This window comes from Streptomyces deccanensis (genome assembly GCF_022385335.1).
GTDB classification, from domain to species: domain Bacteria; phylum Actinomycetota; class Actinomycetes; order Streptomycetales; family Streptomycetaceae; genus Streptomyces; species Streptomyces deccanensis.
The window spans coordinates 5,320,078-5,332,141 of sequence record NZ_CP092431.1 but is presented as its reverse complement, the minus strand read 5'-3'; the positions used below and the strand labels follow the sequence as shown (position 1 = coordinate 5,332,141).

The following is a 12,064-nucleotide window of genomic DNA, read 5'->3' as shown; positions in this document are numbered from 1 at the left end:
AGTACGTACTTCGGAGTGGGTGGTTACCCTGAGGTGAGCGAGCACGTCGGAGGGGTGGGGGACATGGCGACGCTGAATCGGCCGGGCGCACCGGACGGCCACATCTGCGGGATCGACACCGCGATGGAGGTGATCGGTGGCAGGTGGAAGGTCCTGATCCTCTGGGCCCTGCACGAGCAGCCCTCTCGCCGCTTCGGTGAGCTGCGCCGGCTGCTTCCGGGCGTCAGCGAGAAGGTGTTGGCCTCCCATCTGCGCGAGATGGAGGCGGACGGAGTCGTGCGCCGCGTCTCCTACGACGAGGTGCCGCCGCGCGTCGAGTACTCACTCACCGAGGACGGCACACGCCTCAACGACGCGCTCGAACCGCTGGCCGCGTGGGGCCGGGAGCGGGCGGCGCGGTAGGCGCCGCGTATGTGGGCGGACTTCCTCACCCACGTGAGCGCCCGGATGAAGGACGCCCCGGCCTTCGACGCGTTCGACCTGTCGCCCGGCGAGAACAACCCCGTCGGCAGCGGCACCACCAAGGCCCGCCACCTCACTCCCTCCAGCCTCCGCCAAGAGGGCAGCGCACCAAGGACCGCGACACCTCACCCACCGTCGTCGGCAACCTCGCCGCGAAGCTGGAGAACCTCGGCGGCCACCTCGACGCCGCCATGGACCGGGACGGCGGCCACGGCGCGAGCCAGAACGCGGCCGATTTCATCCAGTGGATCGCCAAGGTGACCGGTCACAAGAGCTGACCTCGCCGTTTCCCCGACTCGGCGCGTCTGTGTTCCCGTCATAGAACCGGACCGCCGAAGCACGACGCCGAGCCCTTCCCCGGCCCGGCGTCCTCGCTTTGTGACCGGTTCAAAAACCACCTCTGTCACAGCCGTTGACTTCCGTTCCTCCCGGCTCTACTTTCGGCCAGCCGAAGCGTTCGGCGAGCCGATCCTTGTTCGAGATATCGAGCCCCCGCGTCCCCCGCATCCCCCGGATATCCCTCGTAGGAGCCGCATGTACCCCCCTCCCCGCGCCAACTCCCGCAGTCTCAGACGCCGTTGCAGATCCGCCGCCGTACGCGCCCTCGCCCTCGCGACGACCGCGACGGCCGCCCTGCTGTTCGTCCAGCCGACGGCCGGGACGACGGCGACCGACACCCCTGTCACCCAACTCGACGCCGTACCAGTAGCCGTGACGGACCGTCAAATATCCGTCCCCGAAGCCCCGATGGGCTGGGCCTCCTGGAACGCCTTCGCCGCGAAGGTCGACTACAACGTGATCAAGCAGCAGGTCGACGCGTTCGTCGCGGCCGGGCTGCTCGAGGCCGGCTACGAATACATCAACATCGACGAGGGCTGGTGGCAGGGCACGCGCGACAGCGCGGGCAACATCACCATCGACGAGGCCGAGTGGCCCGGCGGCATGAAGGCCATCGCCGACTACATCCACAGCAAGGGCCTGAAGGCGGGCATCTACACCGACGCCGGCAAGGACGGCTGCGGCTACTACTTCCCCACCGGCCGCCCGGCCGCGCCCGGCAGCGGCAGCGAGGGCCACTACGTCCAGGACATGACGCAGTTCTCGAAGTGGGGCTTCGACTTCGTGAAGGTCGACTGGTGCGGCGGCGACGCCGAGGGCCTCGACCCGAAGACGACCTACCAGGCGATCAGCGACGCCGTCGCCACCGCGACCGCCACCACCGGCCGCCCCCTCGCCCTCTCCCTGTGCAACTGGGGCTACTCCAACCCCTGGAACTGGGCACCGGGCATGGGCCCGATGTGGCGGACGAACACGGACATCTTCTACCACGGCCAGACCTTCACGTACGGCAATGTGCTCACGGCCCACGACCGGAACCTGCACCCCACGGCCCAGCACACCGGCTACGTCAACGACCCCGACATGCTGATGGTCGGCATGGGCCTCACCCCCGCCCAGGACCGCACCCACATGAACCTGTGGGCGATCTCCGGCGCCCCGCTGCTCGCCGGCAACGACCTCTCCACCATGACCACGGAGACGGCGAACATCCTCAAGAACCCCGAGGTCATCGCGGTCGACCAGGACCCCCGCGGCCTCCAGGGCGTCAAGGTCGCCGAGGACACCACGGGCCTCCAGGTGTACGGCAAGGTCCTCTCCGGCCCCGGCAACCGCGCGGTCGTCCTGCTCAACCGCACCTCCACCACCCAGAACATGACCGTCCGCTGGTCCGACCTCGGCCTGACGAACGCGGCGGCGACCGTCCGTGACCTGTGGACCCGTACCAACGTCGGTACGCCCGGCACGAGTTACACCACCAGCGTCCCGGCGGGCGCCTCGGTCATGCTCACCGTCAAGGGCGGCACCGAGCAGTCGGCGAGCACCTACAACGGCACATCGAACTTCTCCGGGGTGGTCGCCGGAAACACCGGCCTGAAGACGGTCGACGTCTCCTACACCAACAACACCTCCGCCGCCCGGGTCGCCACCCTCACGGTCAACGGCCAGACCCCCACCAAGGTCTCCTTCCCGCCGACCGGCTCCTCCCCCGGCAACATCTCCGTCGCCATGTCGCTCACCAAGGGCAGCGCCAACACGATCGCCTTCTCCGGCGCCCCGACCCTCGAAGGCATCGTCGTACGGCCGCTGCCGGGCACCAACGGCACCTTGATCACCGGCACGGGCTCCGGCCGCTGTGCCGACATCAACAACAACACGATCACCAACGGCACCGACGCCCAGCTGTGGGACTGCTCCGGCGGCCGGAACCAGGTCTGGCAGTACACCTCCCGCAAGGAACTCGTCGTGTACGGCAACAAGTGCCTGGACGCCTGGGACCGCGGCACCTCCAACGGCACCCGCGTCGTCATCTGGGACTGCCACGGCGGCACCAACCAGCAGTGGAACGTGAACACCGACGGCACGATCGTCAACGTCAACTCCGGCCTCTGCCTGGACGCCTACAACGCCGCGACCACCAACGGCACGAAGCTCGTGCTGTGGTCCTGCAACGGCCAGAACAACCAGAAGTGGAGCCTGACATGAGCGACATGAGCGATGTGAACTCCGCGGGCGGCGTGACCGGCAGGCCCGGCCTCTCCCGCCGCATGTTCCTCGGCACGGCGGCAACCGTGCCGCTGGCCGCGACCGGTGTGCTCACCCTCGGCGCCGGCACCGCCCACGCGGCCGACTCCGCGTACGCGATGGTCTACTTCACCGAGTCCACCACCATGCTGGAGGCCAACTACGGCCTGCACCTGGCCGTCAGCCAGGACGGCCTGAACTGGACCCCGCTGAACCAGAACGCCCCCCTGGTCACCCCGACCCAGGGCGCCGGCGGCCTGCGCGACCCGTTCCTGATGCGCAAGCAGGACGGCACGTTCGTCGTCCTGGCGACGGACCTCAAGGGCACCGACTGGAACTACAACAGCACGTACATCCACGTCTGGGACTCCGCCGACCTGCGGACCTTCACCGGCTACCGGCGGCTGAAGCTCCACGACATGACCACCACCCACAGCTGGGCCCCGGAGGCCTACTGGGATGCCTCACGCGGCCAGTACGGCATCCTCTACTCCTCGGTGAACAGCAGCGGCCACAACGTGATCATGGTCAGCTACACCACCGACTTCGTCACGTCGTCGAACCCGCAGGTCTTCTTCGACCCCGGCTACGACATCATCGACGGCAACCTCACGATCGGCGTCAACGGCGTCAACTACCTCTACTACAAGCGCAACCAGCAACTGGTCGGCGCACGGTCGACGTCCCTCGCCCCGGGCAGCTTCACACCGTTCAGCACGCCTGTCGCGCACGGCGGCACCGAGGCCCCCACGGTGGTGAAGTCCCTGACGTCCAACGCCTGGTACCTCTGGGGAGACACGTACACCCCCAACGGCGTGTTCTACGTCTGGCAGTCCACCGACCTCGCCTCCGGCACCTGGACGGCCCTCGACCAGAAGCTCTACACCCAGCCGCTCAACTCCAAGCACTGCGGCATCCACCCGATCACGTCGACGGAGTACACCAACCTGCTGGCCAAGTGGGGCGCCCCCGCCTGGAACCGCCTGAAGTCGTACAACTTCCCGTCCCGCTACGTCCGCCACAGCAGCTACGTGGGCCGTATCGACGAGTACCCCTTCGATCCGTTCACCGACTCCCAGTGGAAGCTGGTCCCGGGCCTGGCGGACTCCTCGGCCATTTCCTTCCAGTCGGTGAACTTCCCGACCCGCTACCTGCGCCACTACAACTACGCGCTCCGCCTGGACGCGAACGACGGCACGTCGACGTTCGCCGCGGACGCCACGTTCACCCGCGTCGCCGGCCTCGCCGACTCCACGTGGTCCTCGTTCCGCTCGTACAACAACCCCACCCGCTACATCCGGCACAGCAACTACCTGCTCCGCATCGACCCGATCTCGACGGCGACGGAGCGGGCGGACGCGACGTTCCGGGTGGGCTACTGACACACACCCATGCCCCCCGAGCCGGTCCGGAGCCTCAGCGGCTCCGGGCCAGCTCGGCCGCGCCGAACGACACGTTGAAGCGGTCGCACCAGATGGTGACGCTGCCGTAGTCACCGGGATCGACGTCACCTGGCACCCGGTAGTTCTGGTCCCCCTTGTTCCCCTTCAGCCCGCCGAGGCTGACGTGGTCGTACGCGTCGTCGTCGAAGAGATGCCAGCCGTCCTCGCCCTCCTTCACCGGCGCGTCGCTCAGCCACACCCGCAGATCGGGCCCGTTGCTGGTCTCGAAGTCCTCCAGCCGCACGACGTACGACCCGTCCGCGAGCCGCAGCAGCCGGACGTTCCCGGAGGTCGCGTGCTCGTGGCTGAGGAACTCCCCGCGGGCGACGGTGTCCGTATCCCCAGCGGACTTCTCCGGCGTCGCCGACGCCGTGGCCGTGGCCGTGGCCGTGGCCGACGGCAGGGTCTCTCGCACGGTCTCGTCCGTCCACAGCTTCCACGGCTGGAACCAGTACAGCCCGATGCCGGCCACCACGGCCCCCACCACCAGGATCGCGATCACCACCGGCTTGGTCAGCACCGAGCGCAGTCGCCCCATGGGCCGGCCCTCCTCGTTCCTCGTCCGTCGCCGTCGGTCGGCTCGTGCCCGATTCAACTCCCGTCCGGGCAGAAGGCGAAGCCAGCGGACCGGACGGGGCGGATCGAACGTTCTGGCGGGCCCCCGCGTCTCAGTATCGATCGTGCGGTCGTACGAGCAGAAACGCGGAGGGCGTCATGGGTGAGCCGGACAAGCGCGGGTGGACCCGGACCTGGACCCTGACCCGGGCCTGGGCCAATGCCTGGAGCGGCTCGGGTGCCCGCGTCCGTTCCCGAACCGGAGCCGCCGCGGCCGTGCTGGGCTCCGTCGTCGTACTCGGCGGCATCCAGGGCTCGGCGGCCGACGCCCAGACCGTGGAGGTCGTGTCGACCCCGACGCGGATCTGCCACGGCACCCAGCCGCAGGGCAGCCTCGCAGGTCACGCGAGGGACGGCTTCCCTGAGGACACCCCACTCGACCGCACCCTGAGCTACGTGGACGAACTGGTCACCGGCCGCCACGCCTCGATCTACACGGGCATGGTCCTGGACGAGGACGCGACCTCCCTGGACGTGTACCGCATCCCCTCCGCCCCCTTCGACACGGCCGTCTGCGACGCCGCCGAGAAGAGCGTGACCGTACGCCTCCACGACCGCGACATCAACGAGAAGGACCTCAACGCCCTCCTCGACCGCGTCACCGAGGACATGAGCCGCTGGGACGGCACCTTCGCCCTGCGCGAGGTCGGCCTGGACGGCACCGGCTTCGTCGAAGTCGGCGTCGACGACCCCGAGACCGCCGAGCCGATCCTCCACAAGGCCTACGGCGAACGGAACGCCAAGTACCTCCGCGTCGAGTACGCCCCGCAGGCGCACTTGGCCGGACCGGCCGCGACCGAGGATGCAACACCCTCGAAGATCCGCTATAGTTGATCTCGAGCCGCTCACCGGAAAACGAACTCCCGGTAGCACTCGATGCGTTGGTGGTCCAAGGAAAGACGCCCCGCTTCCTGCGGGGAAATGCAGGTGCAAGGCCTGCCCGGCGCTCCAGAGAATGAGCCCCGCTTCACAACACGTGAAGCGGGGCTCATTGCGTTGCACGCCCGTCGAGAAATGGTGGCGGCGCCCCGGCTACGCCCTGTGCCGCTGCCGCCCCAGCAACAGGGCGCCCCCGACCCCCACCACCGCCGCCCCCACCGCTCCGGCGGCCATGAACCCGCCGTTGGAGCGCCACGACAGCACCGACCAGCGGGAGTGCGCGGACAAGAGGGACCCCGTGCTCAGCCATGAGCCGGTCGAGATCAGTGACAGCGCGGATCCGATCGAGCCGGCGGACAGGGCGCTCCCGATCGAACCGATCGACAGGACCGACCCGACGGACCCCACGGAGAGCACTGACCCGACGGACCCGATCGACAGCACGGAGTCCTGGGACCACAACGACAGCAAGGAACCGGAGGAGGAACAGGCGGAAGGCGCGGAAGGCGAGGAGGAGGAACGCCGGATGGACGGCACGGACTGCACGGACGGCTTCGTCATGGGGACATCCTGCCCGTGACGTCCTCCCGGACGGGACCTTCCGACGACGACGGCCGGAAACCGTGTCGGCTCCGCTCCGCACCGCACCGCACCGCACCGCACCGCACCGCACCGGAGACCGGACCCCGCCCGCTGAACGTTCTCACCCCCGCCGGCGTCCCAGGGGTGACCGTTCTCGAAGGGGGCACCGCCATGCCGACGACCACTGCCGTACGACTCCGTCACCGCGCGCTGTCCGCCGTCGCGACGGCGGGGGCGTTGCTGTGGGCGATCTCAGGGTGCGGAGAGGACTCGGCGACTACGACGAAGCCCTCGGCGCCCGCCTGGAAGGAACCGGCGTCCTACACCTACACGCTGAGGTCGGCGGAGGGGGAGCGGGCGCTGATCGGGACGTTCGAGGTGACGGTGCGGGACGGAAAGGTCGTGAAGGCCGTCGGGCTCGATGACAGCGGGCGGCGCGTGGTGGAGCGGACACTGCACGACATACCCACCATCGCGGACCTGTTGAAGGAGGCGGAGGTGGCCCGCGAGGAGGGTGCCGACAAGGTGGACGTCTCGTACGCGGCGGACGGCCGCCCCGTCACCCTCGCCATCGACTGGGAGGAGAACGCGATCGACGACGAGGCGGCGTACGAACTCAGCGCCTACGACGCACTCGGCTGACTCAGGTCGCGAACCGTGCCGCCCACCTTGGCCTTCAGCTTCTTGAGCACGTCGGGCTTGGCGGAGATGGCCCAGCGGGGGCCGACGAGGTACTTGCCGCCGTACATCGAGGCCGACTCCAGCCAGACTTCCTTCAGCTCGTCCTTGGGGAAGGTGGTGATGAGGTAGTCCCCCGCGCCGGTCTGACACACGCCCTCGCGCAGTTCCTCGGCCTCGGTCCGGATCTTCACCTCACACCCGGTGAGCTCGGCGATCACCTCGACCTTGGCCGGCGCGACGACCGCGGCAACCGGACTGGACTCCTCACCCGCCTTGCCCGAGCCCTTGTCCCCACCGCCACCGCTACAGGCCGCCACCAGAGGCAGGACAGCCAGCCCCACAGCCACCACACCGCCCCGCGACAGCTTCCTCATCACGTCCGGATCTCCGTTCGCGTTCTTCGTACCCGAGTGCACTCGCCAAGAGGTACGTAGGGACACGGCCGGATGCTCACCACCGGTCGAAACGGTGACGTCGACGGCCGAATCCCCACCTCAGAAGTAGCTCAACGGCACGCTGCGCTGCGGATTCCCGGCGTAGATTTCGTGACCGCGAGCACAAGCGACGCGCAAGGCCGTGGTCAAATCCCGTGGCCGGCACTTCTTTTGGGGAAATGATGATCCCGGAATCGACAAGCCCGGCACGTTGTCTACGCACCCGCCTCGCTGTCGCTGCCGTGGCCGCGCTCCTCGTCACAGGGTGTTCCACGCTGGAGCAGCAGCTTTCTCAAGGGTCCGCGCTGGAAGGCGGAATCCAGGAAAGCGGAACCGTCGGGAGCGAGAACGTGAAGGTCGGGGACACCTGGTGGTTCGCGCTCCCCGTGCCCACCAACAAATCCGCCGAGCCGATCGAAATCACCGGGGTGTCACTCGTTGAGGTTCCCCAAGGGTTGAAGGTCCTGGGATACGGCGCCTACAGCCTGGAAGACACCGAAGGACTGGCTCTGCTGGCGAAGGAGGGCGAGAAATGGTCACCACGGTTCGCCGCGCTGCGCGACTACTCCGACAAGCCCGTCAAAGTGGCTCCACACGCGTCGAGCGATATCTACTACCTGGTACGGCTGAAGATCACCAGCCTGCCCTCCCGGAGCGCCCGCTACTGCGAGTTCGGCTATCGGCAGGGCGGTCGCGCGTACACACAGACACTGGACTGCGAGGTGGAACTGACAGGCAAGTAGGACTTGCCCCGTAGCCAGATGCCGGCGCTGCTACGGTCGGGCGCATGTTGATCGTCGAACTTGCCTTGACCGCTTCGCCTGAACGCCTCGCGGCACGTCCGGCGCATCGCGCACTCCTCAATCGCCTCCACGAGGAGGGACATCTCGTCGCCGCCGGTCCGTTCGCTGACGACACCGGCGCGCTGCTCGTCTTCGACACGGACCGCGCAGAGCTGGACCGCATACTCGACACCGATCCGTACTACCGCACCCCTGGTGTCCAGGTGGTCGGTGTGCGCGAATGGGCGCCGGTCGTGGGCCTGACCGGACTGCAGCGCGACCCTTCCTGAGCAGCGGGACGGTGCGGCCATGCAGCTTCCCGCCCCGGCCGTCGTCGCGGCCACCGCGCTGATCGAGGTCGTCAGGATTTCGGGGCTGCCGGGGAAGCGGGGCGCCCCGTACCCCGGTGCCGTCGTCGCCCACTGGGCCGGGGACGAGGTCGGCGACGTGCTGGCCCTGATCGCGAGCCTCCCCGGCAGCGCACAGCACCGCTGCGGGTTCTCACCGGGGTGGGGCGTGCGGGCGTACGACGACGTCCTCGACCTGCCGTTGTACGAGGCCGCGTTCTGCTTCAGCTGCGACGAGGTCCGGATGCAGGGGCCCGCCGTGCCGCCCGCCCTGGCCAAGCAGTTCTTCGACGCCGACACCGAACAGGCCCAGGCCCTCCTGGTCCGTTTCCGCGGGGTGGTCCGGTAGCCGGGCACGGGGCGCCGAGCGGTGTCCCCCGCCTCCGTGGAGGTGGGGGACACCGCATCGGCGAGGCAAGGGCTACGCGCTCGTGCGGCCCGGGCCGCGGCGGCGGGTCACGGCGAAGATCGCGCCGCCCGCGGCGACCAGGGCCGCGGCGCCGATGGCGATCGGGATGGCGTTGCCGCCGCCGGTCTCGGCGAGGTCGCCGGGCTCACCGCCGTTGGGGGACGGGGCGACCGGGGTGGAGTCCGAGGGGGACGGGGAGGGGGAGGAGTCCGTCTTCGGGGTGTCGTCGGCGGGCGGGTTCTCGTCCGCAGGGGGGTTCTCGTCGGCCGGCGGCTGCTCGTCGGCGGGCGGGTTCTCCTCGGCCGGCGGCTGCTCTCCCGCCGGGGGCTGCTCCTCCGCCGGCGGGTTCTCCTCGGCCGGCGGCTGCTCGTCGGCCGTGCAGTCCTTCGTGCCGCCGTTCCAGGCCGCGATCAGCTTGTCCTTGATGACCGGGCGGTCGGGGCCCTTGGGGACGTCGCCGTGCTCGAAGCCGTCGGCCGCGTCCAGCTTGCCGTCGAACTTCACCTTCCCCCGGTACAGGTCGATCTGGGCGTAGCAACCCGCGTCGGGGACCGCGATGTCCAGGGAGTCCGTGGCGCCCGGCTTGACCGTGACCGTGTCGAAGTCGACGAAGACCTGCTCGCCCGACGTGTCGAAGGTCGGGCCGTGGGCCAGGTACGACGCGAGGGAGACCGTGCAGGTCGTGGCGTCGGAGGCGGCGCGGACCTTGATGTGGACCTTGCCGTCGTCGGTGGGCTTGAGGTTCTGGTCGTCGAGCTTGACCCAGTCGGCGAACGTCACGCCGTCCAGCGAGAACTCGCAGCGGTCGGTCTCGGTGGGCGTGCCCGCGCCCTGGCCGGGGGCGTAGCTCTTCTTGCCCCAACCGTCGCCGCCGGGTGTGCCCGTGGCGAAGGCCGGAGCCGAGACCGCCGCGCTCAGCGCGAGAGCGGCGATGCCCGTCCCCACCAGGCGGCTCACGATGACACGTCTCACTATGGACATGCAGATCCCATTCTCGAACTCGGAACGTCGGTGCGTACGAGACCCCTGGGCGCGGGGGCAGCACGGCAGCACGAGGCTGCCGGAGGCCGCGCCGGGGGTTGAGTGGTCGAAGAAAACACCGGGCTCAGGGGTCACTTGAGCCACAGGGTGGGGACATCGTTTACCAAGGGGTAGGGGCTGTCAACCTCGGGAAACGCCGGTCGGGCCCGTGGCCCATGAGGGCCTCATGAGCGTCCCAACGCCGAGTCGCCCGACCGTAAAGGGTTGACCAACTCGGCGGTCGGCGAGGTGAGTTGATATGGGACGGATTTGACAAGCACGTCCCCGCTCCCGAATCTACGTTCATGACATCCATTTTCATTATCGGCGTCAAGGGTGCCGCCGAGGACGAGCGGGGTGACGGTCCATGCGTGTGGCCTTCGTAGGCAAGGGCGGCAGCGGCAAGACGACGCTCTCCGCGCTCTTCGCCCGGCACCTCGCCCGGTCGGGCGCGCCGCTGGTCGCGATCGACGGTGACATCAACCAGCACCTCGCGCACGCGCTCGGTCTGGACGAGGACGCGAACTTCGGCGCTCCGCCGCTGAGTTCGCGCACCGGCGAGATCAAGGACCTGCTGCGCGGCGACAACCCGCGGATCGTCTCCCGCGAGGCGATGGTCAAGACGACCCCGCCGGGCCGCGGTTCCCGCCTGCTGCGGCTCCTCGGCGACGACGACCTGCACACCCGGCACGTCGAGCGCGTGGGCGACGTGCCGCTCATGGTCACCGGCGCGTTCGACGAGAGCGACCTCGGGGTGGCCTGCTACCACTCCAAGCTCGGCGCGGTGGAGCTGTATCTCAACCATCTCGTGGACGGGCCCGGCGAGTACGTCGTCGTCGACATGACCGCCGGCGCCGATGCGTTCGCCTCCGGGCTCTTCACCCGGTTCGACATGACCTTCCTGGTCGTGGAGCCGACGCGGAAGAGCGTCTCCGTGTACCGGCAGTACCGGGAGCACGCCGCCGAGTTCGGCATCCCGATCGCGGTCGTCGGCAACAAAATCACCGGCGAGGACGACCTGCTCTTCCTCAAGGAGCACGTGGGCGACGACCTGTTGGCGTACTGCGAGCAGTCGTCGTACGTCCGCGCTCAGGAACAGGGTCGGCCGCAGGGCGAGTTGGAGGCGCACAACCTGCACGCGCTGAACCGGCTGAAGGACGCCGTCGACGCCCGCACCAAGGACTGGGCCACCTTCCAGCGCCACGCCGTCGAGTTCCACCTCCGCAACGCCGCCGCCTGGGCCAACGACGCCACCGGGCACGATCTGGCCGCCCAGGTGGACCCCGAGTTCCGCCACGGACCGGAGGCGTTGGCCGCCGCCCCCTCCATAGCTCCCTAGTCTCCTTCCGATCAGAACAGGAACAGCCATGTCGCTCGACGTCTCCCCGCAGTTGCTCGCCGATGCCGAGAAGGGCGAGGTGCGGGAGGAGGAGTTCGTGGAAACGGTGCGTACGTCGCTGCCGTACGCCTACGAGCTCATCGCCTCGCTCGTCGGTGAACTGCGGGCGGATGCCGCCCCGTTCGCCGACAACCAGACGCCGCCGCCGTCGGAGAAGGAGCGGGGCCAGCTGCTGCGGGCGCTGTCCAGCGACGCGATCCGGGGGAGCCTGGAGCGGCACTTCGGGGTGGCGCTCGCCTTCCAGAACTGCCACCGGGTGGCGGTCTTCCCGCCGGAGGCCCGCGGCGGCGAGACGTACGTGCGCTTTACGTCACTGCGGTCGCAGATCCTCAACCAGTCACCGGAGTTCCGCGACTGCTGACGCCGGGCCGGGGCGACCGGTTCGAAATCGGCCACCCTCCGCCCCCTCCGCCCCCTCCGCACCCCTCT

Annotated in this window: 15 protein-coding genes; 11 read left to right on the top strand and 4 right to left on the bottom strand. The window is 69.0% G+C overall.

The genetic code is table 11. The features are described 5' to 3' along the window. The first annotated feature begins 63 nt into the window (after positions 1-63). From L3078_RS23760 to L3078_RS23745, 4 genes are all read left to right on the top strand, one after another. Positions 64-402, top strand: a complete 339-nt coding sequence (locus L3078_RS23760; RefSeq protein ID WP_239755973.1) for a winged helix-turn-helix transcriptional regulator — start codon at positions 64-66, stop codon at positions 400-402. Between the two features lie 11 nt (positions 403-413). Continuing rightward, positions 414-740, top strand: a complete 327-nt coding sequence (locus L3078_RS23755) for a hypothetical protein (protein WP_239755972.1) — start codon at positions 414-416, stop codon at positions 738-740. 256 nt (positions 741-996) lie between these two features. Next, the gene (locus tag L3078_RS23750; protein WP_239755971.1) at positions 997-3,006 is read left to right on the top strand and encodes a ricin-type beta-trefoil lectin domain protein; all 2,010 of its coding nucleotides are present in this window, start codon (positions 997-999) and stop codon (positions 3,004-3,006) included. Continuing rightward, entirely contained in the window at positions 3,003-4,427 is a 1,425-nt protein-coding gene (locus L3078_RS23745; protein ID WP_239755970.1) for a glycoside hydrolase family 43 protein, read from the top strand. Before L3078_RS23750 ends, L3078_RS23745 begins: the two co-directional genes overlap by 4 nt. Before the next feature lie 34 nt (positions 4,428-4,461). Here the strand turns inward: L3078_RS23745 and L3078_RS23740 are convergent, their stop codons facing one another. Continuing rightward, the gene (locus tag L3078_RS23740) at positions 4,462-5,025 is read right to left on the bottom strand and encodes a DM13 domain-containing protein (RefSeq protein ID WP_239755969.1); all 564 of its coding nucleotides are present in this window, start codon (positions 5,023-5,025) and stop codon (positions 4,462-4,464) included. Positions 5,026-5,201: 176 nt separating this feature from the next. Between L3078_RS23740 and L3078_RS23735 the strand changes: the two genes are divergently transcribed. Then, positions 5,202-5,936, top strand: coding sequence for a hypothetical protein (locus L3078_RS23735; RefSeq protein WP_239755968.1), 735 nt, complete (start codon positions 5,202-5,204; stop codon positions 5,934-5,936). 198 nt (positions 5,937-6,134) lie between these two features. Here L3078_RS23735 and L3078_RS23730 read toward each other — a convergent pair whose 3' ends face one another. Further along, on the bottom strand, positions 6,135-6,452 hold the full coding sequence (locus L3078_RS23730; protein ID WP_239760444.1) for a hypothetical protein: 318 nt from the start codon (positions 6,450-6,452) through the stop codon (positions 6,135-6,137). A 282-nt stretch (positions 6,453-6,734) separates the two neighbouring features. Here L3078_RS23730 and L3078_RS23725 point away from each other — a divergent pair, with 282 nt between their 5' ends. Then, positions 6,735-7,205, top strand: a complete 471-nt coding sequence (locus L3078_RS23725) for a DUF6174 domain-containing protein (RefSeq protein WP_239755967.1) — start codon at positions 6,735-6,737, stop codon at positions 7,203-7,205. Here the strand turns inward: L3078_RS23725 and L3078_RS23720 are convergent. Continuing rightward, positions 7,187-7,621, bottom strand: coding sequence for a hypothetical protein (locus L3078_RS23720; RefSeq protein WP_239755966.1), 435 nt, complete (start codon positions 7,619-7,621; stop codon positions 7,187-7,189). The genes L3078_RS23725 and L3078_RS23720 overlap by 19 nt on opposite strands. Positions 7,622-7,920: 299 nt before the next feature. On the opposite strand from L3078_RS23720, the gene L3078_RS23715 reads away from it, so the two are divergent. From L3078_RS23715 to L3078_RS23705, 3 genes are read left to right on the top strand one after another with little or no spacing between them, the layout of a single operon-like run. After that, positions 7,921-8,421, top strand: a complete 501-nt coding sequence (locus L3078_RS23715; protein WP_239755965.1) for a hypothetical protein — start codon at positions 7,921-7,923, stop codon at positions 8,419-8,421. Positions 8,422-8,465: 44 nt separating this feature from the next. Beyond that, a complete protein-coding gene (locus L3078_RS23710) occupies positions 8,466-8,750 on the top strand; it encodes a YciI family protein (RefSeq protein ID WP_239755964.1) in 285 nt (94 codons plus the stop codon). A 19-nt stretch (positions 8,751-8,769) separates the two neighbouring features. Next, a complete protein-coding gene (locus L3078_RS23705; RefSeq protein ID WP_239755963.1) occupies positions 8,770-9,156 on the top strand; it encodes a hypothetical protein in 387 nt (128 codons plus the stop codon). Between the two features lie 72 nt (positions 9,157-9,228). On the opposite strand, the gene L3078_RS23700 is transcribed toward L3078_RS23705, so the two are convergent. Continuing rightward, positions 9,229-10,197 (bottom strand): alanine and proline-rich secreted protein Apa, encoded by a 969-nt coding sequence (locus L3078_RS23700; RefSeq protein ID WP_239755962.1) that lies wholly within the window; start codon positions 10,195-10,197, stop codon positions 9,229-9,231. A gap of 406 nt (positions 10,198-10,603) precedes the next feature. On the opposite strand from L3078_RS23700, the gene L3078_RS23695 reads away from it, so the two are divergent. Beyond that, positions 10,604-11,575, top strand: a complete 972-nt coding sequence (locus tag L3078_RS23695) for an ATP-binding protein (RefSeq protein ID WP_239755961.1) — start codon at positions 10,604-10,606, stop codon at positions 11,573-11,575. 28 nt (positions 11,576-11,603) lie between these two features. Next, a complete protein-coding gene (locus L3078_RS23690; protein ID WP_239755960.1) occupies positions 11,604-11,996 on the top strand; it encodes an SCO5389 family protein in 393 nt (130 codons plus the stop codon). Positions 11,997-12,064: the final 68 nt, after the last annotated feature.

Excerpts from the sequence above, each read along its gene's own strand:
- L3078_RS23735 (WP_239755968.1), top strand. The coding sequence starts at position 5,202 with ATGGGTGAGCCGGACAAGCGCGGGTGGACCCGGACCTGGACCCTGACC.
- L3078_RS23750 (WP_239755971.1), top strand. The coding sequence starts at position 997 with ATGTACCCCCCTCCCCGCGCCAACTCCCGCAGTCTCAGACGCCGTTGC.
- L3078_RS23695 (WP_239755961.1), top strand. The coding sequence starts at position 10,604 with ATGCGTGTGGCCTTCGTAGGCAAGGGCGGCAGCGGCAAGACGACGCTC.
- L3078_RS23725 (WP_239755967.1), top strand. The coding sequence starts at position 6,735 with ATGCCGACGACCACTGCCGTACGACTCCGTCACCGCGCGCTGTCCGCC.
- L3078_RS23760 (WP_239755973.1), top strand. The coding sequence starts at position 64 with ATGGCGACGCTGAATCGGCCGGGCGCACCGGACGGCCACATCTGCGGG.
- L3078_RS23740 (WP_239755969.1), bottom strand. The coding sequence starts at position 5,025 with ATGGGGCGACTGCGCTCGGTGCTGACCAAGCCGGTGGTGATCGCGATC.
- L3078_RS23690 (WP_239755960.1), top strand. The coding sequence starts at position 11,604 with ATGTCGCTCGACGTCTCCCCGCAGTTGCTCGCCGATGCCGAGAAGGGC.
- L3078_RS23710 (WP_239755964.1), top strand. The coding sequence starts at position 8,466 with ATGTTGATCGTCGAACTTGCCTTGACCGCTTCGCCTGAACGCCTCGCG.
- L3078_RS23700 (WP_239755962.1), bottom strand. The coding sequence starts at position 10,197 with ATGTCCATAGTGAGACGTGTCATCGTGAGCCGCCTGGTGGGGACGGGC.
- L3078_RS23745 (WP_239755970.1), top strand. The coding sequence starts at position 3,003 with ATGAGCGACATGAGCGATGTGAACTCCGCGGGCGGCGTGACCGGCAGG.
- L3078_RS23705 (WP_239755963.1), top strand. The coding sequence starts at position 8,770 with ATGCAGCTTCCCGCCCCGGCCGTCGTCGCGGCCACCGCGCTGATCGAG.